This is a genomic window from Nitratireductor alexandrii (assembly GCF_004000215.1).
Classification (GTDB): domain Bacteria; phylum Pseudomonadota; class Alphaproteobacteria; order Rhizobiales; family Rhizobiaceae; genus Mangrovimarina; species Mangrovimarina alexandrii.
In genome coordinates this window covers 540865-563601 of the sequence record NZ_RBVY01000001.1, presented here as the reverse complement: position 1 = coordinate 563601, position 22737 = coordinate 540865, and the positions used below count along the sequence as shown (strand labels likewise).

The window sequence follows — 22737 nt, the reverse complement described above, 5'->3', positions numbered from 1 at the left end:
TTTCGGCTACCGCCAGGGAAAGGGCAGATCGCCCAGTTCGCGCTGCGACAGACAGCGCAGCGAGGGGTGCGAGAGCGGATCGCGCCGCCAGCGCTCGCGATCCCGCTCGGGCGTTTCGCCGGCGAAACGGCCGGGAGGCCAGAACCGGCTGGATATTAAGCTGATCTTCAACATGACTTGCATCCTCGATCGAACGGGCGCGATAATACGCCGTCCCACGGGACCAATCGATCAAGAACACAACGACAAGCATTTAGAAAAACTTCATGCGAGCGCTGAACAGTATCCACCTCAGCGGACTGCGCGCGGTCGAGGCGGTGGCGCGCACCGGCAGCCTGCAGGCCGCGGCCCAGGAACTCGGCGTGTCGGCAAGCGCCGTCAGCCAGCAGGTCAACCGCACCGAAAAGCAACTCGGCAAGACCTTGTTTGCGCGCACCGGCCGCGGGATGGAGCCGAACGGGCAGGCCGACGCCTTCTTCGAACGGCTGGGCGCGGGGTTTTCCGAGCTGACAGGCGCGGTCGAATGGCTGCGCCGGCAGGACCAATGCACGCTGCTGGTCTCGGTGGCGCCGGTGTTCGCCTCGAAATGGCTGATCCCGAGGCTCGGCCGGATGTTTGCCCGCCATCCCGACATTCTGGTGCGCATCGACACCTCGACAAGGCTCGCCGACCTCGCCAACTCCGATGTCGACGTCGCGATCAGGCTGGGCGGCGGCGACTGGCCCGGCACCCGCGCCGCATTGCTGTTTACACAGGAGATTTTCCCCGTTTGCGCGCCGGCGCTCGCCAAGCGGCTGACGACGATCGCCGACCTCGCCGAGGCGACCAAGATCACCGACGAGGCGGCCCTTTTCGGCTGGAACGACTGGTTCGCCGCCGCCGGCGTCGCCCCGGTCGCGCTGAAGCCGGGCGTGCATTTCCGCGATCCGCTGCTTTGTCTCGACGGCGCCATCTGCGGCCACGGCGTGATGCTGGCCTGGCAATTGCTGGCCGGGGAGGCGGTCGCGGACGGACGGCTGGTGGCCCCGTTCGACACGCGCGCACCGAGCGGGCTGGGCTATTGGCTGTGCACCGAGGCCACACAGACCGAAGCGCCCAAGGTGCGGGCGTTCAAGCGCTGGATCCTGGAAGAAATCGCGCGCGACGGCGAGGACGGGCAAAACGCTGCCGGACGGACTGGCCGACCGGCGGCATCGCCTCACGCGGAAGCGAAAACCTCCTCGTAGATCGCCGGCTTGAAGCCGACCACCAGCCTGCCGTCGACATCGAGCACCGGCCGCTTGATCATGGTCGGCTCGGCGCGCATCAACGCCTCGGCGCCGGCTTGGTCAAGGTCGGCCTTGTCGGCGTCGGGAAGGGCGCGAAAGGTCGCGCTCGCCTTGTTCAAAAGCGCCTGCCAGCCCAGCTGGTCGATCCAGCCGCGCAGGGCGGCCGCTTCCAAGCCATCGACGCGGTAATCGTGAAAGCGGTGTTCCAGCCCGCGCCCGTCGAGCCAGGCGCGCGCCTTCTTCATCGTGTCGCAGGTCTTGATGCCGTAAATCGTGATCGCCAAGGAACCGGTTCCGTCGTTTCGAGAATCAATACCGACCATCCTGTCGGGCCGGCAGGCGCCGTCAAGCCGCTCCCCGGCGCAGCCATCGTCCGGCGCAGGACAACCGACCGGCGTGACCGGGCATGATTGACAATTGTCAATCATGATGACTATTGTCGAAATTAAGGAGCTTGCATGGCCGTCCGCGCGACCGACCAGATCATACACAAGGCCGCCTGGCTCTACTACACCCATGGGCTGCGCCAGGACGAGGTCGCCCGCCGGCTCGAGATTTCGCGCGCCTCGGTCGCGCTATATCTGCGCAAGGCGCGCGAGAACGGGATCGTCAACATCTCGACATCGACCCATCTGTTCCGCCAGGACGTGACGGCGCGACGCATCGAGGACGCGTTCGGGCTCGAAGCGGTGTGGATCGTCGGCCGCGAGGGGCTGACGGCCGACCCGGCCGGCGAAGTGCCCACACTGGCCGCGAACGTGTTTTTGGAGATGATCGGCAATGGCGAGCGGGTCGGCGTGGCCTGGGGCCGCACGGTCTACGCCATGGCCGACGCCATGTCGTATGCCGACTTCGAGGGCGTGACGGTGGTGCAGCTTTGCGGCAATCTCGGCGCGCCCTATTCCTATCGGCCCGACCAGTGCACGATGGAGATCGCCCGGCGCGTCAATGCCAAGGGGCTCAATTTCTACGCGCCGCTGGTGCTGAGTTCGGATCGCCTGGCCCGCGAACTGCGCGCCGAACCGGTAATCCGCGAACAGCTCGACAGTATCGACGCCTGCGACCTGGCGCTGTTTTCCGTCGGCTCGCTCGACGCCGACAGCCATGTCATCAAATGCGGCGCCCTCACACTCGACGAGTTGAGCGCGCTCAAGCGCAACGGCGCGCGCGGCGTGATCGCCGGCCAGATGATCGCCGCCGACGGCGCGCTGCTCTCCTGCGACTACAACCGCCGGGTGATCTCGGCCGACCTCGCCTCGATCCGAGCCATTCCCAAACGGCTGGTGGTCGCGCAGGAGGAAGCCAAGGTCGCGCCCTTGCTGGCCGCCTTCGCCGGCGGGTTCTGCACCCATCTGGTGGCGAGTGCGGCGATCGGCGAACGCCTGCTGGAGCATATCGAGGCGGGTACCGGCGGGCCGGCAGCGGCCAAACCCTGATGCAGTAAAGGGCGGCCGCGCCGGCCGCCCCCTGCTCCGCCGCGCGTCCGCCGCCCTCAGGGCAGCGGCATCCAGGCCGGCACCGCCACGTCGGCATGGGCGAATTGCGGCAGTTTTTGCGACAATTCCTCCATGTTCTTGATGTCGGCGTCGTTGAGTTGCTTCTGGGTGATCAGCGTCGGCGGCACGATGACGCTGCGGCCGGGATCCTCGCCGGCCAGGAGCATCGCGAGCGCCCGCACCGAAACCTGACCGACAACGGCGGGGTTGGTGGCGGCAGTGGCCGCCCAGGCGCTGCCCGGCTCGCGCATGGCGGCGATGTCGGCGGTGGAGATGTCGGCCGAGTAGATCTTGACGTTTTCGGCCATGCCGGCCTCGTCGACGGCGATCTTCACCCCCTTGGCGAATTCGTCATAGGGCGCGAACACGACCTGGACGTCGGGATTGGCCGACAGGACGGAGCGGGCCTGGTTGGCGACCGAATTGGCGATCGGATTGTCGAGCGTGCCGAACTGGGCGAGTTCCTCGATGCCGGGATATTTTTCCTTGAACTGGACCCAGGTCTCGTCGCGGCGGTCGAGCGGCGCGATGCCGGGCACGTAGACATAGGTCGCCTTCCAGCTCTCGCCATTGTCGCTGATCGCCTGCTCCAAAGCCAGCCGCGCCAGGTCGCGGTCGGACTGCTCGATCTGCGGGATCGCCTCGTTCTCGACATTGACGTCGAAGGCGACCACCTTGATGCCGGCATCGACGGCGCGCTGGGCGGCCTCCTTCATCGATTCGGTCAGGCCGTGCTGGATGACGATGCCGTCGACGCCGAGCGCGATCGCCTGATCGACCATGTCGGCCTGCAGGGCGGCGTCCTGGCGGCTGTCGAAGACGCGCAGCTCCACGCCGAGCGCCTTGGCCTGGGCCTCCACGCCGGAGAGATAGGCCTGGAAGAAGTCGCCGGTCGACAAATAGCGCACCAGCGCGATCTGCACCTCGCCGGGATTGTCGAACGGGGCGGGCTTGTCCTGGGCGAAGGCCGGCGCCGGCGCGAGCAGGGCCGCGCCGACGAGGCCACCGGCAAACCGGGCGAATGATCTTCGGGTCATTTTCATGGTCTTTCCTCCACTGACATTTTTCTGATCGGCTAGCGAGCCGCCCGGCCCGACAGCGCGAATGTGAACATCAGCGCAATGACAAGCACCGCGCCCTTGATGAAATCCTGGGTGTAATAAGGCACGTTCATCATCGTCAGGCCCTGCAGCAGCACGCCGACGAACAGCGCGCCGATCGCCGTGCCGAAAGCGTTGGGCTTGGCAGCCCCCAGCACCGCGAAGCCGATCAGGGCGGCGGCGACCGAATCGAGCAGGAGATTGTTGCCCGACGCGATATCGCCGCGGCCGAGCCGCGCGGCCAGCAAAATGCCGCCGATCGAGGCGAAGACGCCGGAGATCACATAGGCCCAGATCTTGTAGGCCTTGACCGGCGCGCCGGCGAACTCGGCCGCGCGGGCGTTCGAGCCGACGGCATACATCATGCGGCCGAAGCGGGTGTATTCGAGGAAAAACCAGATCAGCACCGCCAGCACGACCAGCACCACGACCGAGGACGGCACCAGGTTGGGGATGACAAGGTCGAAGCGGTGCCGGCCGAGCGCGAGAAAGGCCTGACTGAACTGGCCGCCGGCGGTCGAGCCATCGGGCAGGGTCATGCCGGCGGCGATCGAACGGCCTTCGGTGGGGATGCGCTGGAGACCGATCAAAAGGAACATCATGCCGAGCGTGGCGAGCAGATCGGGCACGCGCATATAGCAGATGATCAGGCCGTTGACGAAGCCGACCAGGGCGCCGATGGCGAGACAGGCAAGTACGGCCGTCATGGCGTCCTGTTCCAGCACCACCATCACATAGGCCGCCGCCATCATCGAACTGGTGGCGATCGAGCCGATCGACAGGTCGAAGCCGCCGACCACCAGGGTCGCGGTCACGCCGAGCGCCAGAATGCCGGTGATAGAGACCGATTGCAGGATGAAGACGGCCGCCTGCGGCGAGGCGAAACCGCGGGTGAAGGCGGAAAAGAAAACCACCAGCCCGACAAGCAGCGCGATGAAACCGTAGCGGATCGCGATCTCACGGGCGCTCGCGCGCCGGCGCGGCGGCTCGGGCGCCGCCTCGGCACGATGGGTTTCGGGCGCTCTTGCATCCATCGCCGTGCGTTCTCCCGGATCCGTCATGCCGCGCCGCGCACGTCGCGGCCCGCGACCTCGGCCAGCAACCGGTCCAGATCGATGTCCTGGTTGCGGTGCTCGCCGATCAGCGTGTGCTCGGACATCACCAGGATACGGTCGGCCGTCTCCATCGCCTCGTCCAGCTCGGTCAGGAACAGCAGGGTGGCGCGGCCATCCGCCCCGGCGCGCAGCTTCGCGGCAATGTCGCGCCGCGCGGCGATGTCGACGCCCTGGAACGGCTCGTCGAGGATCAATATCCGGCAGGGCTGGGAGAGCCAGCGCCCGACCGTCACCTTCTGCTGATTGCCGCCCGAAAGGGTCGCGATGTCGTCGCGCTCGGAGCGGCACACGATGCCGAGCTCGGCAATCTGCGCGCGCGCCGCATGGCGCTCGCCCCGCCGGCGGGACACGCCGAGCCGCGACAGGCGTTGCAGGAAGGGCAGGCTGATGTTTTCGTAGATGTTGAAATCCGGCACCAGGCCGCTCGAAGAGCGATCCTTGGCGACCAGGAAGACACCGGCGTCGATGGCGCGGCCGGGATTGGCGGGCGCGTAGACACGCCCGCCCAGATACATGGCGCCGCCCAGCGGTTTGCGGATCGCAAACAGAGTTTCCGCCAGCGCGGTCTTGCCGACGCCGACCAGGCCGGTGATCGCGACGACCTCGCCGGCGCCGAGCGAGAAGGAGAACGGTCGCGCGCCCGGCGCGATACGCAGCCCCTCGGCCGAAAACACCGTTTCCGTCGCCGGCCGCGCGACGACGGCTCGTGTGTCGACAGTCTGGCCGAGCATGGCGTTGACCGCGCCTTCATAGTCGAGGGGGCTTCGATCGAACGTGCCGACGATGACGCCGTCGCGCAGGCTCAAGATACGGTCGGCGACCCGGCGAATGTCGGACATGCGGTGGGAGATGTAGAGGATTGCCACGCCGCGGGCGCGCAGGCGGTCGATCAGCGCAAACAGCCGCGCGGCCTCGCTGTTCGACAGCGAGGCGGTGGGCTCGTCGAGGATCATCACCTGCGGCTCGTGCGACATGGCGCGCGCGATCGCCACCATCTGCCGGTCGGCCAGGCTCAGCCCGGCAATATCGGCGGAAAGGTCGAGCGACAGGCCCATGCGCTCGGCGATCGCCTGCGCCTCGCGCCGCACCCTGCGGCGGCTGAACAAGAGCGGCGCGGCGGCGCCGCTCAGCCGGTCCAGCGTCAGATTGGTGGCCACGTCGAGCGCGGCGACGACGCCGTCATTGATATTTTGGTGCACCGTCACCACGCCGGCGCGCATCGCCTCGGCCGGCGTGGCGGGCTCGTAGGGCACGCCGGCAAGCGTCATCGCGCCGCCGTCGCGGCGGTAAACGCCGCTCAGGATCTTGACCAGGGTGGACTTGCCCGCGCCGTTGGCGCCCATCAGCACGGTGACCTCGCCGGCGCGCAAGGCGAGGTCGATACCGCCGAGCACCAGGTTGGGACCGAACGATTTCGTCACGCCCGCAATGCGGAATACGGCGTCTTCGGCCATCACGTCCTCCCGACGATGACGCTACGGAGCACATCGTCAAATGTCAATACGGTTGACATTTGACAGGACGCTGCCTAGCCTCGTTGTCGAGATGGGAGGATCGGGACCAGCGGACGGCCGGGATCGAAGGCGCCGGACGAGGCGAAATCAAAGGTTTGCGGCGCCGAACGCACGAAAATGACTCGTCCTTTTCGATGCCGCCGGACGCCGACGCCGCTGAATTCGGCGTTTGGTGCGCAGCACCCCACCAGCGCAAGGCCGACTGGCCCCACGGATCGAGGAGGCTGGCTTAATGCAGGACCGTCCGTTCGAGGCGTTGAGCGTGGACACGCTGGCGGTACGGCTCGCCGACGTGGCGGCGATGCGCGATACGCTCGGCGAGGACCCGACGGCATGGCGCGCGCGCGAAGTCGGCGACGGCAATCTCAACCTGGTCTTTATCGTGGAGGGACCGCGCGGCACCGTCGTCGTCAAGCAGGCCCTGCCCTATGTGCGCCTGGTCGGCGATTCCTGGCCGCTGCCGCTCAAACGCTCCTTCTTCGAATATCACGCGCTGACGCGGCAAGCCGCACGCGCGCCGGGGCGGGTTCCCGAGATCTTCCATTTCGACGAGGCGCAGGCGCTGATCGTGATGGAGTTTCTGTCGCCGCACATCATCCTGCGCAAAGCGCTGATCGAGGGCCGGCAGCCGCCGCGCATGGCCCGCGACCTCGGCCTGTTCATGGCAAGGACGCTTTTCCGCGGCTCCGACCTTTGCATGCCGGCCGGCGCGCGCAAGGCCGATCTGGCGCTGTTTTCCGACAATGTCGAACTGTGCGACATCACCGAAAACCTGGTGTTTTCCGACCCCTATTTCGACGCGCCGATGAACCGCCACACCAGCCCGCAGCTCGACCCGCTGGTGGCCGAACTGCGCGCCGACCGCGACCTGAAGGTGGAAGCGCAACGGCTGAAGCACCGCTTCGCCGCCGGCGCGGAAACGCTGGTGCACGGCGACCTGCATACCGGATCGGTGATGGTGAGCGAGGGCGACACGCGTGTGATCGACCCCGAATTCGCCTTTTACGGCCCGATGGGTTTCGACGTGGGCATGCTCCTGGCCAATTTCTGGATGGCCTATTTCTCGCAACGCGGCCACGAATCCGCCGGCGCCCGCGACACGATGCGCGCGTTTCTTCTTGCCGCCATCGAGACCTGCTGGGAGGCCTTTCGCGCCGAATTTACGCTTTTGTGGCGGACCGAACGCACCGGGATGCTTTATCAGCACAGCCTGTTCGAGGATCAGGGCGACGCGCTCGGCGCCCAGCAGGCACTGCATCATTTCATGCACGATGTGTGGACCGACATGCTCGGCTTCGGCGGTATCGAGATCCACCGCCGCATTCTCGGCCTGGCGCACAATGCCGAGTTCGAGGAGATCGAGGACCTCGATATGAGGGCCGCCTGCGAGGCGCGGGCGCTGAAATTCGGCCGTCATCTGGCCGTCAACCGGCGCGCTATCCAGTCGCTGGCCGAGATCGGCGCCCTGGCCGAAATGCTGGACCAAGGAGAAGTTTCGTGAATGTCGGCGAACGCCACTTCCGTACCATCTGGCTGAACGAGGACGGCCGTTCGGTCGACATTATCGACCAGCGCTGGCTGCCGCACGAATTCCGCGTCGAGACGCTGAAATCGGCCGAGGAAGCGGCCACCGCCATCCGCGACATGTGGGTGCGCGGCGCGCCGCTGATCGGCGTTACCGCCGCCTACGGCGTGGCGCTTGAGATGCGCAACGACCCGTCCGACGCCGCGCTCGACGCGGTCTGGGACAGGCTCCACGCCACCCGGCCAACGGCGATCAACTTGAAATGGGCGCTCGACGGGATGCGCGCGCTGCTGCGGCCCCTGCCCGAAACCGAGCGCGCGGCGGCCGCCTACCGGCGCGCCGGCGAACTCGCCGACGAGGATGTCGAGCTCAATCGCGGCATCGGTCGCAACGGGCTCGCCATCATCCGCGCGATCGCGGCGCGCAAGACGCCCGGCGAGCCGGTCAACATCCTGACCCATTGCAATGCCGGCTGGCTGGCGACCGTCGATTACGGCACCGCGACCGCGCCGATCTATCTGGCCATGGAGGAAGGCATCGCCGTCCACGTCTATGTCGACGAAACGCGGCCACGCAATCAGGGCGCCCAGCTCACCGCCTGGGAAATGGCCGGCCACGGCGTGCCGCACACGCTGATCGTCGACAATGCCGGCGGGCACCTGATGCAACGCGGCGCGATCGACATGGTGATCGTCGGCACCGACCGCACCACCGCCAGCGGCGACGTGTGCAACAAGATCGGTACCTATCTGAAGGCGCTCGCCGCCCATGACAATCACGTGCCGTTCTACGTCGCCCTGCCCTCGCCGACCATCGACTGGACGATTGCCGACGGGCTGCGCGAGGTTCCGATCGAGGAGCGCAACGGAGACGAAGTGTCGATGGTGTGGGGCCGCGCGCCCGACGGCACGCTGTGCCAGGTGCGAATATCGCCGGATGCCACGGCGGCGGCCAATCCGGCCTTCGACGTCACGCCGGCCCGGCTGGTGAGCGGGTTGATCACCGAGCGCGGCGTCGCCGAGGCCTCGGCAGCGGGGCTGAAGGCGTTGTTTCCGGAAAAAGCGAAGGCCTCGGCGGCCTGAGCGTCATTGCGGCTGCGCCGGCACCGCCGCGCCAGCGGGCGGCAGCGGTCCTTGTTCGGCCGCGTGGGCGCGCGCCGACGGCGTACGGCACCCGACGATCGCCGGCGCCTCGCGCACCAGGGCGTCGTCGTCGATCGCGGCGACCATGAACAAGGCGAAGTCGACGCGGCGCGTGCGGTTGCTGGCCAGGACCGGGTCGCCGACGTGCCGGCTCCATACCGGCAGGCCCTGGCTTTCGCCTTCCTCCAGATCGCTGCCGCGCACCACGGTCCAAAGCCGGTCGCTGGCGAAGATGCGCCGGCACGCCTCGACCTGATCGTCGATATCGACAAGGCGAGCGCGCCTGGCCAGCCAGCCGACCAGCTTTATCAATGCCCGGAATTGCCAGGTATAAACGTCGCGACCGTCGCGGCTGATGTGCCAGCCGCAGGAAAAGACCAGCCGCGCATCGGGCGCGGCGAAGTCGAGCACGGCCTGGGCGGTGCCGCTGGAATAATTGCGCACGCCCCAGGGCACGAGCACGACGAGGACGGCATCGCAGCCGGCGACCGCGCGCCGGACGACATCGCGGTCGTCGGTGCGGCCGGGCACGATGGTGATGCGGTCCCTGAAGGCTTCGAGCTTGTCCACGCTTTGCGGCCGGCAGACGCCGACCACCTCGTATCCGCGCTCAAGCGCGTGCTGGACCATATAGCGCCCGAGCTTGCCCGACGCGCCGACGATGCACATCTTTTTCCGCGACACCGCGCCGGGTTGCGCGTTTGCTGTCCCTGTCGTTCCTGCCGTCACGTCCCGTCTTCCTTTGTTGTTCACAACCGCCCGACGGAGCCTTGCGCGACCGGCTTCCTCATTTCCTTACGCTGTAAGTATATATACGGTGTAAGGTTGTCAAGAACGGGATTTTGGCGATGGCTGCACCGAGCGCGAAAACCGATCGAAAAAAGGGGCGGCTGACGCGCGAGCGGGTGGTGCGGGAAGCGGTCGCGCTGGCCGACGCGCACGGCATCGCGGCGCTGTCGATGCGCAAACTGGCCGACCGGCTGGGGGTCGAGGCGATGTCGCTCTACCACCATGTCGCCAACAAGGACGCGATCATGGACGCCATGGTCGATTTCGCTTTCGGCGAGATCAGCCTGCCGCGCGCGGACGAGAACTGGAAGGCCGCCATGCGGACGCGGGCGATCGCGGCCAGGACCATGCTACGCAGCCACCCCTGGGCGCTTGGTCTGCTGGATTCGCGCCGCAATCCGGGCCCGGCGACCTTGCGCCACCACGACGCGGTGATCGGCTGCCTGCGCGCGAACGGGTTTTCGGTCGCCCGGACCGCGCATGCCTATTCCGTACTCGACAGCTATATTTACGGCTTCGTGCTGCAGGAATTGAACCTGCCCTTCGATACGCCCGACGACCTGGCGGCACTGGCCGAGACCATGCTGCAGCATTTGCCGGCCGACACCTATCCGCACCTCGCCGAAATGACCCGCGACCACGTCTTGCAGCCGGGCTACGCCTATGGCGACGAATTCGCGGTCGGCCTCGACCTGATACTGGACGGCCTGGAGCGGCACGGCGCGTGACCGTGCGTGCCGGTATCCGGCGCACTGGGCCGGACAGGTGCCTGAACGAAAACGGGGCCTCCCGAAGGAGGCCCCGCCCGAAACGTCAGCCCTTATGCCGGAATTACTGCTGCGAAAAGTCGATCGTCGGCAGCAATTCGGCGAAGAAGGCGTCTTCCTTTTTCAAAACGGCACCGAAATCGGCCGGGCCGGCATAGTCGATCTCGACCAGTGCGTTCTTGGCGAAGTTCTGGAAGGTCTCGCCTCCAGCCGCCTTCTCGACGGCGTCCGCCAGCGCGGCAACGACGTCGTCGGGCGTTTCGGCCGGCGCCCACAGGCCGATATTCGGCGGCAGGGCCAGATCGACCCCCGCATCCATCAGGGTCGGCAGGTCCGGCGCCAGCGAGGCGCGCTTTTCGGAGAGCTGGGCCAGCGGCACGAGCTGGCCCGATTCACCGCGCGGCAGGATCGCCGAGGCGAAACCGAGCACCACGTCGACGTCGCCGGCGATGGTGGCGGCGATCGCCGGCGTCACGCCGCCGAAGGGAATGTGAAACAGCTTGATGTCGGCAGCCCGGGCGATCGCCTCGGCCGCGATATGGGTGGCGCCGCCGGTGCCGGCGCTGCCGTAGCTGACCTTGCCGGGATTATCGCGCGCATAGGCGATGAACTCCTCGATCGTCTTGAACGGCGCGCCGGAACGCGCGGCGATCACATTGGGACCGACGGCGACGCGGGCCACCGGCTTCAGATCGTCGAACCCATAGGGCAGTTCGCGCTGGTGCGGCGCCACCGTCTGGACCGAGCTCACCGCCATCAACAGCGTGTAGCCGTCGGGATCGGCCTTGACCACCTCCGAGGCGCCAACCGTGCCGCCGGCGCCGGGCCGGGTCTCAACCACCACCGGCTGGCCGAGCGCTTGCGACATGTCCTCGGCCAAGGTGCGGGCCATGGTGTCGGTCGAGCCAGGCGAATAGGGCACGACGATGGTCACGGCGCGCTCGGGAAAATTCTGGGCGCTCGCCGCGCCCAGGCCGAGGGCAAGTGCGGCCCCGGCCAATAGCGTCTTGAATATCGTCTTCATATCATCCTCCGTTGTGAATGGGTTGGTTGGAGACATCATCGCGGCCGGCCAGGCCCGGCAGGCCGGACACCGACACCAGGCGGGCGGCGGCCGCGCGCCCGGCGATGAAACCGAGGCCGAGCGCCGACAGGAGGCCGTTGCCCGACATGTAGCCGGCACCGCCCCGGCGCCCGCTGATCCCGACCGCGGCGCCGCCGCCGGCATAAAGGCCGGGGATGGCGGTTCCGTCGCTGCGGACCACTTCGGCCTGGCCGTTGACCATCAGGCCGCCCTGGGTGTGGAAACAGGCCGGCTGGATCGCGCTGTAGCGCAGGGCCGCACCCAGCGGCCCCAAACCCCACGCCAAGCGCCCGAACGCGTCGGCCACCTCGCCGCGCGCGGCCGCACGCGCGGCTGCGAGCGTTTTCGCCAGCGCGCCGGCGGGCAGTCCCGCCGCGGTCTCGATCTCGCCTGGCGAACCGGCTTGCCGGGCAACCCCCATGGCGCAGGCTTCGGCAAAGTCGGGCTGGCCGGCCGCCACGTCCTCGGCGATACCGGCATCGTAGACCAGGAAAAACGGGCCGGTGCCGGCGAGCTCGAGATCGGCGAAGGCCGAGTAGCCGAGGGTTTCGTCGCCGAACCGGCGGCCGCGGCCGTCGACGATGATCGCGCCGCGCTCGACCAGCGTCCAGGTCATCAAGGCGCCGGTGTCGACGCTGATGGCGGCGTGGCCCTGATAGGCGCCGAGATTGCCGGTCCCGGCAGCGAGCGCGCGCCCCCATTCGAGCGCCTCGCCGGTGCTGTGCGGCGAGCCGGCATAAACGGCGCCGGTCGCCGCGGGACAGTGGCGGGCGAGAAGATCGGTGTGGGCGGCAAACCCGTTACAGGCGAGAATGACGGCCCCGGCCCCGATACGCGACGGCGCATCGGCCTGGCCGACGACGGCACCCCTGATCCGCGCCCCGTCGCCGATCAACGCCGTCGCCGGCTGCGAGAAGGCCAGCGGAATGCCGCGCCGCGCGACCGCGCGTTCAAGGCCGGCGATCAGATCGGCGCCGCGGCGCGACGGCGGCGCGTGCAGGCGATGGGTGCTGTGCCCGACATGTTTGTATCCGGTGACGAGTTCCAGTTCGAGGCCCGCCTCGTCGATGAGGAAATCGATCAGGTCGGCGGAGGTCGAAGCGAGGGTGGCGACCAGATGGGCGGCATCATGCTGTCCGGCGACCGCCATCAGGTCCCGGACGAAGGTTTCCGCCGTGTCCTCCACGCCGGCCGCAAGCTGAAGCCTGGTCCCGGCAGCCGGGATGGAGCCGCTCGACAGCGCGGTATTGCCCTGGCAGGTGGGCGCCTTTTCCACGATGGCGACGCTGGCGCCGAGACGTTCGGCCGCGAGCGCGGCCATGAGCCCGCACCCCCCGGCACCGATCACCAACACATCCACACTGGCGTCGACGTCGGTCGCCATTGCTCTCCCTTCGCAAACCCGGCAGGCGCCGGCCGTTGCCGGTCCATCGCGCCCCGGTCGTCACGACGGCCGTTTCGCGCCTTAAGCCTCGGCGTCCCACCACAAAAGTGTCGACACTATCGAGCGTGACCCTGGTTATGTCAACAGTTTTGCCGGCTCTAATGACCTGGATCGAAATTTTGATCTGTCCAAAAATCCATTTCATGACATGGCTTTCTCATAAAAAAACATATCATAAACAAATAGATAAATTAAAACACAACATTGAAAAAGGGTTCAGGTCGGGATTCCATTGATCGGCAGGACTGTTGACAGTACAAGTGCGGCGCGCAAATTTGTCGCCGCCGCGGGCGAGCGAACACGGCAACCACCTGGAAAATGTGGCGATCATGCCCGACAGTGACACGTCAAGGACCTCGCGAAACGACCGCATTCTCGTCACCGGCGCGGCCTCGGGGATCGGTCGCGCGGTCGCGCTACGACTGCTCGAGCAAGGCCGGTTCGTCGACGGCATAGATATCGCGCCCGCAGACAGGGGCCTTTCGCATCCCCGATACCACGCGCTGCGGGCCGACCTTGCCACGGCGGCCGGCATCGAGGCGGCGCTGCGCGGGCTCGTCGATCGACCTTATGGAGGGCTGGTGCACGCGGCCGGCATACTCAGAGCGGACGACGACCCGGATACGCGCGAAGATATGGGCGCACGACTGTGGCGGCTCCACGTGGCCGCCCCGCAACGCCTGGCCGAAACGCTGCTGCCCGGCATGCCCGACCGGCGCGGTCGGATCGTGCTGGTGTCGAGCCGCGCGTCTCAGGGGCGCGGCGGCCGCGGGCTCTATTCTGCTTCCAAGGCGGGAAGCGAGGGGCTGGTGCGCGCGCTGGCGCTCGATTGCCTGACCCGCGGCATCACCGTCAATGCGGTGGCGCCGGGCCCGACCGACACGCCGCAGCTCACCGACCGTGCGCGCGCCGCAGCGCCGATCGCCCTGCCTCCGCTCGGGAGATTGATCAAGCCCGATGAAATCGCGGCCACGATCTGCTTTCTTCTGTCGCATGAGGCGGGCGCGATCACCGGACAAACCCTTTATCATTGCGGCGGCCTGTCGCTTGCCGGCCTGACCGCCCCCGCCGCGCCCACTGGAGACCGGCCGCATGTCTGATTTCAACCGCAACGAACTGCTGGCCGCCCTGGTCGTCGTCGGGCTCGGCGCCGGCTACCTGATCATCGCCATCGGCTACCCGATGGGCACCGTCGTGCGCATGGGCGCCGGCTTCTTCCCCGTGGCGCTGGGCGTCCTGCTGATCGGGCTCGGCGCGGTGCTGGCCTGGCAAAGCCGCAGAGCCGAAAAGACCGCGGTGGAGTTGCGGCTCAGGCCTTTCGTCATGATCCTGGGGGGCATTCTGGCCTGGGCGCTGCTGATCGACCGGATCGGCTTCCTGCCGGCCACCGCGATCCTGGTTCTTTCGTGCGCGCTGGTCGAGCGGGAAACGACCTGGCGCTCCGCCCTTCTGCTCACGGCGGGGCTGTGCGCCTTCGGCTGGCTGATCTTCATCGTCGGCCTCAAGATCCCGATGTCGGCGCTGGGAGGCTGAACCATGGACCTGATTTCCGGACTGGCGCTCGGCATCGAAACGGCGATAACCGCCGAGGCGCTGCTGTTTTGCTTCCTCGGCGTGACCGTCGGCATGTTTATCGGCGTGCTGCCCGGCATCGGGCCGCTCGCGGCGGTGGCGATGCTGCTGCCGGTCACCTACCACCTCGAACCGATGGCCGCCCTGATCATGCTGGCAGGCATTTTCTACGGCGCGCAATATGGCGGCTCGACGGCCTCGATCCTGCTCAACCTGCCCGGCACCTCGACGACGGCGGTGACGGCGATCGACGGGTATCCGATGGCCAAGCAGGGACGCGCGGGCGTGGCGCTGTTCATCACCACGCTGACCTCTTTCTTCGGCGGCTGCTTCGCGATCGTGCTCTTGATGAGCTTCGCACCGGCGCTCGGCGCCATGGCGCTCAAATTCTCCTCGGCCGAATATTTCTCCATCATGCTGCTGGGCCTGATCGCGGCGGCGACGATGTCGCTCGGCAATCCCGTCAAGGGCGTTGTCTCGGTGGTGGCCGGCCTGATGCTGGCCATGGTGGGCATGGATACCACGTCCGGGCAGCTTCGCTACACGTTCGGCATCCTGGAACTGCAGGACGGGCTCAATCTCGTGGCGATGGCGATGGGGCTGTTCGGCGTGGCCGAGATCCTCAAAAACGCGGGAACGCCGGAGCGTGACGCCTCGCAATTGCAGAAGGTTCGCATGCGCGACCTGGTGCCGACACGCAAGGATCTCAGCCAATGCTGGAAGCCGACCATCCGCGGCGCCGGCATCGGCTCCTTCATCGGCACGCTGCCGGGCGCCGGCCCGACGCTTGCGGCCTTCCTGGCTTACGCGCTGGAAAAGCGGGTGGCGCGAGACCCGAGCCGGTTCGGTCGCGGCGCGATCGAGGGCATCTCCGCGCCCGAGGCCGCCAACAACGCCTCGACCCAGGCCGCGTTCATTCCCACGCTGGCGCTGGGCATCCCGGGCGACGCGGCGATGGCGGTTCTGCTTGGCGCAATGATGATCCACGGCATTCAGCCGCGGCCGGAATTCTTCACCGAGCACGCCGACCTGTTCTGGGGCCTGGTGATCAGCTTCTGGGTTGGCAACGTGATGCTTCTGGTGCTCAACATCCCGCTGATCGGGGTGTGGGTGCGCATCCTGACGATCCCCAAGCGCATCCTGTTCCCGGCCGTCACCTTCTTCATCTGCGTGGGCGTCTACAGCGTCAACAACAACCCGTTCGACGTGCTGATGGTGATCGTTTTCGGGCTGATCGGCTATCTGATGAACGCCTTTCAATACCCGACCGCGCCGCTCTTGATGGGGTTCATCCTGGGGCCGATGATCGAGCAGCATTTCCGACGCGCGCTGCTGTTCTCGCGCGGCGACCTGACCACGTTCATCGACCGGCCGATCAGTGCGGCCTTCCTCGCGGCCGCCCTAATCCTGTTTGTGGCGACCCTGGTACCCTCACTGAAGGCACGCTTCGCCAAAACCGCTGCCGCCAAGAAAACCCGGGAAGGCGCCGGCGCCGAATAGAGCCGGCGCCGGATATCGTCCGGAAAAAGGCAGGCCAAGCACGACCGGATACCATCGAGTTCGGTAAACCGGGCGACATGCGCGCGTTCGGCACGCCCGAAACGACAATGGCGCCCCCAAGGGGCGCCATTCGCAAAACCAAGTTGGTCATCACCCGGACCGGCTGCAATGCGAGCCCGGCAGAGGCCGCTCAGGAGGCGGCGCGCTCCTCCGGCACCACCACGCCGCTCAGGTCATTATAGTAGTTTTCCATCTGTTTGATGCGCGGCTGCTCCATCAGGTCCCAGATGTCGTCGATGCCGACCAGCAGGTCGGGACGGTCGACCACCTCGCCGGTGGGGATCGAATCCTTCAAGATGGCGAGCGCGTTCTCCATCGCCATCAGCGCCGCCGCCGGCAGCATGCGCGGCAGGGTCACGCGCTTGACGCCGAGTTCGGCCAGTCGGCGGATCGGGATCAACGGCGTCGTCGGGCGGTTGCGAATGCCGAACCCCATATTGACGGAGACCGGGATCGGCACGGCCTCGACGAGGCGCTTGATCTGCTCCTCGCCGGCGATGGCGTCGGCAAAGACCATGTCCGCGCCCGCCTTGGCATAGAGCCTGGCGCGACGGATCGCGCCATCGATGCCCTCGACGGCGATCGCGTCGGTCCTGGCCAGAACCACGAAATCGTCGTCCCTGCGCGCATCGCAGGCCGCCTCGATCTTGCGCGCCATCTCGCGCATGTCGATCACGTCCTTGCCGGTCATGTGGCCGCAGCGTTTCGGGCTGACCTGGTCCTCGATATTGACGCCGGCAACACCGGCCTCCTCGAAGCGCTGGACGGTGTGGTAGACGGTGACCGGATTGCCGTAACCAGTGTCGGCGTCGGCCATGACGGGAATGGAGACGCTGCGCGCCATCATCCGGCAGGCCTCGACATTGTCGGTCAGCCCCATGATGCCGACATCGGGCACGCCGAGCCGTGAATTCGACAGGCCGGCGCCGGTGGTGCAGGCGGTCTTGAAACCCATCTTCTCGACCACGCGTACGCTGTAGCCGTCGAACACGCCGGGCGACACGATGATCTCGTCCGCCGCGATCAGGTCGCGCATCCGGCGCGCGCGGGTTGCCTGCTGCTTTGGCTCAGAGCTCATCCGGTTTTCCTCTCTTCGGTGCCGCCAAGCGGCGGCGCTTCGGTTTCGAGCAGCGCCTGGAGCGACTGCGTGGCGCGGCCGATATGGGTACGCATCAGCGATTCGGCGAGATCGGCGTCGCGCGCCTTCATCGCCCGCAATATCTGCCAGTGCTCGGCAAAGGCGTCCTCGCGCCGGCCCGGCGCCTTGCCCGAGCGGGCGCGGTAGAGACGCAGCAGATAATAAAGCTCGTCGCACAACAGCGCGCGGACGCGGGCGTTGCCGCTGCCCTCGGCGATGCGCACATGCACGTCGAGCGCAACACCGTCGCCCCTTTGCTTGGCGTCGGAGAACGCGGCGAGCAGATCGTCGAGTTCGGCATCGCTCATGCGTTGGGTGGCAAGCCGCACGGACATGCCCTCGACCGCCTCGCGAAGCTGAAAAATCTCCACCATGTCGGGTACGGTCAATGCGACCGCGCGCGCCTTGAGATACGGCTCCTTGACGACCAGGCCACGGCCCTGGAGCTGCTTGACCGCCTCACGCACAGGCCCACGGCTGACCGACAAGAGCTCGGCCAGCGCAGCCTCGTTGACCGGCCCACCGAGCGGTATCTCGCCCGACAGCAGCATTTCGAAAATCTTGCTTGTGACCCGATCGACCAGGGTAGACTGTTCGCGCTCCGGCAAGACGCTTCCTCCTGTCGACACTTTTGGTTCAAAATCGAGCCTGACCCAAGGGATAGCCAAGCTTCAGGAATTCTTCAAGAGGTTTCCGGCAAAAGTGTTGACACTTTTTCGACCGCCCCATATTTCTTGATCGAGGAAGGTCGGATCGTGACAGCGCCCCAGATACCACTTGCAAGCTATCAAGGCCCGAACGGCGAGGCCGCGCAATGCGTGGCGCTCGACGCGTTGGCCGGAAAACGGATACGACGCCTGCCGGCAAGCCTGAGAATAGTTCTGGAAAACGTCGCGCGCCAGGCGCTGGGGGGCGCGGATGTCGCGGCCGCGCTGGACGCGCTTGCGGCCTGGGCGCCGGACGCGGCCGAACTGACCGTCCCGCTGAGCGTGTCGCGCGTGATCCTGCCCGATTCCAGCGGACTGCCTGTCCTGATGGATTTGGCCGCGGCGCGCGATGCGGTTGCCGAGACCGGCGGCGACCCCGCCGCCATCGAGCCGCTGGTTCCCGTCACGCTGGTGGTCGACCATTCGCTGATCGTCGACGTGGCCGGCCGGCCCGACGCCGAGGCCCGCAACATCGAACGGGAATATCAGCGCAATCGCGAACGCTACGCGTTCTTCAAATGGGCGCAGCAGGCCTTCCAGCGCCTGCGCGTCGTGCCGCCCGGCGCCGGCATCATCCATCAGGTGCACCTGGAAAAACTCGCCCGCGTGGTGGAGGAACAGGACGTGCCCGGCGTCGGCCGCATCACCGGGCCGGAATTCGTGCTCGGTTGCGACAGCCACACGCCGATGGTCAACGGGCTCGGCCTGCTCGCCTGGGGCGTGGGCGGCATCGACGGCGAGGCGGCAGCGCTCGGCCAGGCCTATGTGGTGCGCATTCCGCGTGTCGTCGGCGTCAGGCTGACGGGGCGCCTGCCAGCGGGAGCGACAACGACCGACCTGGTCTTGACCGTCACCGAACGGCTGCGCAAGGTCGGCGTGGTCGGTGCGTTCGTGGAGTTCTTCGGCCCCGGCGTCGCCACGCTGACCGTGCCCGAGCGCGCCACCCTGGCCAACATGGCGCCCGAATACGGCGCGACCGTCGGCTTCTTCCCGATCGACGCCATGACGATCGACTATCTCGCGCGTTCCGGCCGCGAGCCCGACCATGTCCGGCGCGTCGAAGCCTATGCGCGCGCATCCGGGCTGTTCGTGGAGGATCACGACCAGGCGATCGACTTCAGCGAGACCGTTAGGATCGATCTCGGCCAGATCGCGCCGAGCGTGGCGGGACCGAAACGGCCGCAGGACCGGGTGCCGCTGACCGAAGTCAAATCCGCCTTCCGCGACGTCCTCGCCAAGCCGGTCGACGCGGGCGGGTTCGGCCTCGCGCCGGACCGGCTCGACGACGCTGTCACGATCGACGGGCTCAACGCGCCGCTGCGCCACGGCACGATCACCATCGCCGCGATCACCTCGTGCACCAACACCTCCAACCCCTCGGTGATGATCGGCGCCGGGCTTCTGGCCCGCAACGCGGTCGCACACGGCCTGCAGGTGCCCGACTGGGTCAAGACCTCGCTCGCGCCCGGCTCGCGGCTGGTGCGCGACTATCTCGCCGAAGCCGGGCTGATGGAGCCGCTCGAAACGCTGGGCTTCCACATTGTCGGCTATGGCTGCACGACCTGTTCGGGCAAATCCGGACCGATCCGCGCCGACATCGCCGAGGCGGTGCTGGGCAACGACCTGGTGGCGGCGGCGGTGCTGTCGGGCAATCGCAATTTCGAGGGCCGGATCCACAAGACCTGCCGGGCGAGCTATCTCGCCTCGCCGCCGCTGGTTGTGGCCTTTGCGCTCGCCGGCCGCGTCGACGTCGATTTCGAGACAGAGCCGCTCGGCACCGGCAAGGACGGCGCGCCGGTCTATCTGCGCGACATCTGGCCCGACGGCGAGGAACTTGCGCGTCTGGTCGCGACCAGCCAGCAGCCGGACCGGTTCCGCGACAGCTACGCCACGCTGTTCGACGGGGCCGCGCTTTGGCACGAACTCGATACGGCAAGCGGGCCGCGCTTCGCCTGGGACCCGGCCTCGACCTATATCCGGCGCCCGCCCTTCTTCGACGGGCCGCACGAGCCCCTGCCGGAGCGGATCGAAGGCGCGCGCGTTCTGGTGCGGGCCGGCGATTCTCTGACCACCGACCACATCACGCCGAGCGGCGAGATCCTGGCCGACAGCCCGGCCGGACGCTTCCTGATCGCCGCCGGGGTCGAGCCGGAGAATTTCAACGCCGTCACCCAACGGCGCGGCAATCACGACTTCATGGCCCGCATCACCTTCGCCAACCAACGCATGAAAAACCTGCTCGCGCCCGGTCGCGAGGGCGGAATGACACGCACGGCGCCGGACGCCGAGCCGGTGACCATTTTCGAGGCGGCCGAAAGCTGGCGCCGGCAGAACGTGCCGCTGATCGTGCTCGCCGGGGCCGATTACGGCATGGGATCGAGCCGCGACTGGGCGGCAAAGGGGCCGAAACTGCTCGGGGTGCGGGCGGTCTTGGCGGAAAGTTTCGAACGTATCCACCGCGCCAACCTGATCGGCATGGGCATCCTGCCCATGACCTTCGCCGACGGCGAAAGCGCGTCCTCGCTCGGCCTGTCGGGTTTCGAAGCCTACGATTTCGACGGTCTGCGGGCCGCGGTCGAGACGGATCGCCCGGTCACCGTGACGGCCCGGACGGCCGGCGGCGAAAAAAGGTTTTCGGCCCGGGTGGACGTGGCGAGCAGCCACGAGCGCACGCTGTTGCAAAATGGCGGTCTGTTCGCCTCACTGCTGGCACGACTGGAATCGCGACGCATCGCGTCGGACCAAGGAGGACATGATGACACCTGAAGACGGCCGCAGGCTCGCCCTTGCCTATCTTGCCGCGATGGAAGAACGCGATCTCGACACCGCGCGCGGCCTCGTCGCCCAAAACGGCGCGCAGTTGGTGTTTCCGGGCGACCGCCGGTTCGGCTCGATCGACGAGATCGTCGCCAATTCGGGCAGCCGTTATCGCGTGGTGCGCAAAACGATCGGCGAAAGCTGCGCCTGGGAACAGGACGGCTCCATCCAGGCACTGGTAACCGGCACACTCTACGGCGAATGGCTCGACGGAAGCGCCTTCAAGGACATCCGCTTCATCGACCGTTTCGAAATCCGCGACGGAAAGATCGTGCGCCAGGAGGTGTGGAACGATGCCGGGGAGCGGATCTTGTCGATGCAGAAAGAGGCCGTATCTTGACATTCGACCTGGTTTTGAAGGGCGGTGAGATCGTCTTTCCGGGCGAAGGCGTCCGCACCGGCAGCATCGGCGTACGCGACGGGCGGATCTGCGCCATCCTCGACGCCGCGGAAAAGGCCCAAGGCCGGCGGGTGATCGATTGCAAAGGTCGCTGGATCCTGCCCGGCGTCATCGATCCGCACACCCATATCGGCTTCGGCGACAAGGAAAACGACTGGGCCAGCGAAAGCCGAACGGCCGCGCTCGGCGGGGTCACGGGGCTGCTGAGCTTCTGGAGGCACGACGATCTGGGCAGTTCGACCGGGCCGTGGCGGGCTGCCGCCGAGGCGCGCTCGGCGATCGATTTCGGGCTGCATTTCGGCGTCACCTCGCGCCGCCACGTGGCCGAGCTGCCGGCACTCGCCAAGCGCTTCGGCGTCACCTCGGTCAAAGTCTATCTGATGTACAAGGGTGCCACGGGAGCGGCCAAGGGGTTCACCGAGGTCGACGACGCGCTGCTTTATTCGGCGCTGCAGGCGGGCGCACGCATCAAAGGCGGCGTCGTCGGCGTCCATTGCGAGAACACCGAGGTGATCCCGTTGTTCCGCGAACCGCTGAAGGCGGCCGGACGCGACGACCTGGCGGCATGGGACGAGCAGTCGCCGGGATTCCTGGAGGCCGAAAACGTCTTTCGCGTCGCCTTTTTCGGCGAGAAGGCCGGCTGCCCGGTCAACATCGTCCACATGTCGTCGGCCGAGAGCCTGGAGATCGTGCGCCGGTTGCGCCGTCCTGGGCGGCCGCCGATCCATGTCGAGACCTGCATCCACTATCTGTCGCTGACGCGCGACAGCCCGCTTGGCCCCATCGGCAAGGTCAATCCGCCGCTGCGCCCGCAGGCCGACGTCGACGGCTTGTGGGAAGGCGTGCGCACCGGCGAGATCGCGACCATCGGTTCCGACCACGTTCCGCGCAAGCGCGCCACAAAGGGGCCCGACATCTGGTCGGCGAGCGCTGGCTTTCCCGGTCTGGCGCAGATCCTGCCGGTGCTGATCGAGGAAGGCCACCACAAACGCGGCATTGCGATCGAGCACCTGGCGGCGGCGGTTTCGCGCAATGTGGCTACGCTTTATTCGCTGCCCGGCAAGGGGATGATCGCACCGGGTTATGACGCGGACTTCGCCATCGTCGACCCCGACGCGGCCGTTACGGTGCGCGCGGCCGACTATCCGTCCCATTCCGACTATTCGCCCTATGAGGGCATGCGCTTTCGCGGCCGGGTGACCCACACCATCCGGCGCGGCGACCTTCTCGTGGAGGACGGCGTTCTTGCCGGCGCGCAGGGCGCGGCCGGGCGCTACCTCCACCGCGAGCCCTGAGAGG

The 22737-nt window shown here is 67.2% G+C and carries 21 protein-coding genes; 11 read left to right on the top strand and 10 right to left on the bottom strand.

The window, feature by feature from the left end; all coding sequences use genetic code 11:
• Positions 1–6 precede the first annotated feature (6 nt).
• The gene (locus tag EP380_RS23470) at positions 7–174 is read right to left on the bottom strand and encodes a hypothetical protein (RefSeq protein ID WP_164749729.1); all 168 of its coding nucleotides are present in this window, start codon (positions 172–174) and stop codon (positions 7–9) included.
• Between the two features lie 92 nt (positions 175–266).
• Between EP380_RS23470 and EP380_RS02660 the strand changes: the two genes are divergently transcribed.
• Positions 267–1226 carry a LysR substrate-binding domain-containing protein gene (locus EP380_RS02660; RefSeq protein WP_127596335.1) on the top strand — a complete coding sequence of 320 codons (960 nt, stop codon included), beginning with the start codon at positions 267–269 and terminating at the stop codon, positions 1224–1226.
• Here EP380_RS02660 and EP380_RS02655 read toward each other — a convergent pair.
• Positions 1199–1552 (bottom strand): ArsC family reductase, encoded by a 354-nt coding sequence (locus EP380_RS02655; RefSeq protein ID WP_127596333.1) that lies wholly within the window; start codon positions 1550–1552, stop codon positions 1199–1201. The genes EP380_RS02660 and EP380_RS02655 overlap by 28 nt on opposite strands.
• A 174-nt stretch (positions 1553–1726) precedes the next feature.
• On the opposite strand from EP380_RS02655, the gene EP380_RS02650 reads away from it, so the two are divergent.
• Positions 1727–2704 (top strand): sugar-binding transcriptional regulator, encoded by a 978-nt coding sequence (locus tag EP380_RS02650; RefSeq protein ID WP_106571306.1) that lies wholly within the window; start codon positions 1727–1729, stop codon positions 2702–2704.
• 56 nt (positions 2705–2760) lie between these two features.
• Here EP380_RS02650 and EP380_RS02645 read toward each other — a convergent pair whose 3' ends face one another.
• Genes EP380_RS02645 through EP380_RS02635 form a run of 3 tightly spaced genes read right to left on the bottom strand, consistent with a single transcriptional unit; the run spans position 2761 to position 6433 of the window.
• Positions 2761–3807, bottom strand: coding sequence for a substrate-binding domain-containing protein (locus tag EP380_RS02645; protein ID WP_127596330.1), 1047 nt, complete (start codon positions 3805–3807; stop codon positions 2761–2763).
• 32 nt (positions 3808–3839) lie between these two features.
• Positions 3840–4898 (bottom strand): ABC transporter permease, encoded by a 1059-nt coding sequence (locus tag EP380_RS02640; RefSeq protein ID WP_238719684.1) that lies wholly within the window; start codon positions 4896–4898, stop codon positions 3840–3842.
• 23 nt (positions 4899–4921) lie between these two features.
• Entirely contained in the window at positions 4922–6433 is a 1512-nt protein-coding gene (locus EP380_RS02635; protein WP_127596328.1) for a sugar ABC transporter ATP-binding protein, read from the bottom strand.
• A gap of 292 nt (positions 6434–6725) precedes the next feature.
• On the opposite strand from EP380_RS02635, the gene mtnK reads away from it, so the two are divergent.
• Positions 6726–7994 (top strand): S-methyl-5-thioribose kinase, encoded by a 1269-nt coding sequence (gene mtnK / locus EP380_RS02630; RefSeq protein ID WP_127596325.1) that lies wholly within the window; start codon positions 6726–6728, stop codon positions 7992–7994.
• Positions 7991–9100: an S-methyl-5-thioribose-1-phosphate isomerase gene (gene mtnA, locus EP380_RS02625; RefSeq protein ID WP_127596322.1), complete on the top strand. Its 1110-nt coding sequence runs from the start codon at positions 7991–7993 to the stop codon at positions 9098–9100. The genes mtnK and mtnA overlap by 4 nt, the downstream gene beginning before the upstream one ends.
• Before the next feature lie 3 nt (positions 9101–9103).
• On the opposite strand, the gene EP380_RS02620 is transcribed toward mtnA, so the two are convergent.
• Positions 9104–9829: an NAD(P)-dependent oxidoreductase gene (locus EP380_RS02620; RefSeq protein ID WP_127596319.1), complete on the bottom strand. Its 726-nt coding sequence runs from the start codon at positions 9827–9829 to the stop codon at positions 9104–9106.
• Between the two features lie 179 nt (positions 9830–10008).
• Between EP380_RS02620 and EP380_RS02615 the strand changes: the two genes are divergently transcribed.
• A complete protein-coding gene (locus EP380_RS02615; protein WP_127596316.1) occupies positions 10009–10677 on the top strand; it encodes a TetR/AcrR family transcriptional regulator in 669 nt (222 codons plus the stop codon).
• Between the two features lie 103 nt (positions 10678–10780).
• Here the strand turns inward: EP380_RS02615 and EP380_RS02610 are convergent, their stop codons facing one another.
• Positions 10781–11740 (bottom strand): tripartite tricarboxylate transporter substrate binding protein, encoded by a 960-nt coding sequence (locus tag EP380_RS02610; RefSeq protein ID WP_158264344.1) that lies wholly within the window; start codon positions 11738–11740, stop codon positions 10781–10783.
• Between the two features lies 1 nt (position 11741).
• On the bottom strand, positions 11742–13184 hold the full coding sequence (locus tag EP380_RS02605; RefSeq protein ID WP_127596312.1) for an FAD-dependent oxidoreductase: 1443 nt from the start codon (positions 13182–13184) through the stop codon (positions 11742–11744).
• Positions 13185–13573: 389 nt separating this feature from the next.
• Here EP380_RS02605 and EP380_RS02600 point away from each other — a divergent pair, with 389 nt between their 5' ends.
• From EP380_RS02600 to EP380_RS02590, 3 genes are read left to right on the top strand one after another with little or no spacing between them, the layout of a single operon-like run.
• Positions 13574–14344, top strand: a complete 771-nt coding sequence (locus tag EP380_RS02600; protein WP_127596309.1) for an SDR family NAD(P)-dependent oxidoreductase — start codon at positions 13574–13576, stop codon at positions 14342–14344.
• Entirely contained in the window at positions 14337–14777 is a 441-nt protein-coding gene (locus EP380_RS02595) for a tripartite tricarboxylate transporter TctB family protein (protein ID WP_106571315.1), read from the top strand. Before EP380_RS02600 ends, EP380_RS02595 begins: the two co-directional genes overlap by 8 nt.
• Before the next feature lie 3 nt (positions 14778–14780).
• Positions 14781–16316, top strand: coding sequence for a tripartite tricarboxylate transporter permease (locus EP380_RS02590; protein ID WP_106571316.1), 1536 nt, complete (start codon positions 14781–14783; stop codon positions 16314–16316).
• A 190-nt stretch (positions 16317–16506) separates the two neighbouring features.
• Here the strand turns inward: EP380_RS02590 and EP380_RS02585 are convergent, their stop codons facing one another.
• On the bottom strand, positions 16507–17454 hold the full coding sequence (locus tag EP380_RS02585; RefSeq protein WP_106571317.1) for an isocitrate lyase/PEP mutase family protein: 948 nt from the start codon (positions 17452–17454) through the stop codon (positions 16507–16509).
• Positions 17451–18122, bottom strand: coding sequence for a GntR family transcriptional regulator (locus EP380_RS02580; protein WP_106571318.1), 672 nt, complete (start codon positions 18120–18122; stop codon positions 17451–17453). The genes EP380_RS02585 and EP380_RS02580 overlap by 4 nt, the downstream gene beginning before the upstream one ends.
• Before the next feature lie 147 nt (positions 18123–18269).
• On the opposite strand from EP380_RS02580, the gene acnA reads away from it, so the two are divergent.
• From acnA to EP380_RS02570, 3 genes are read left to right on the top strand one after another with little or no spacing between them, the layout of a single operon-like run.
• Complete coding sequence (gene acnA / locus EP380_RS02575; RefSeq protein ID WP_164749727.1) at positions 18270–20987, top strand: aconitate hydratase AcnA; 2718 nt, start codon at positions 18270–18272, stop codon at positions 20985–20987.
• Positions 20974–21378 (top strand): nuclear transport factor 2 family protein, encoded by a 405-nt coding sequence (locus EP380_RS23710; protein WP_199190457.1) that lies wholly within the window; start codon positions 20974–20976, stop codon positions 21376–21378. Before acnA ends, EP380_RS23710 begins: the two co-directional genes overlap by 14 nt.
• Complete coding sequence (locus EP380_RS02570; protein WP_238719683.1) at positions 21375–22733, top strand: dihydroorotase; 1359 nt, start codon at positions 21375–21377, stop codon at positions 22731–22733. The genes EP380_RS23710 and EP380_RS02570 overlap by 4 nt, the downstream gene beginning before the upstream one ends.
• The last annotated feature ends 4 nt before the right edge of the window (positions 22734–22737 follow it).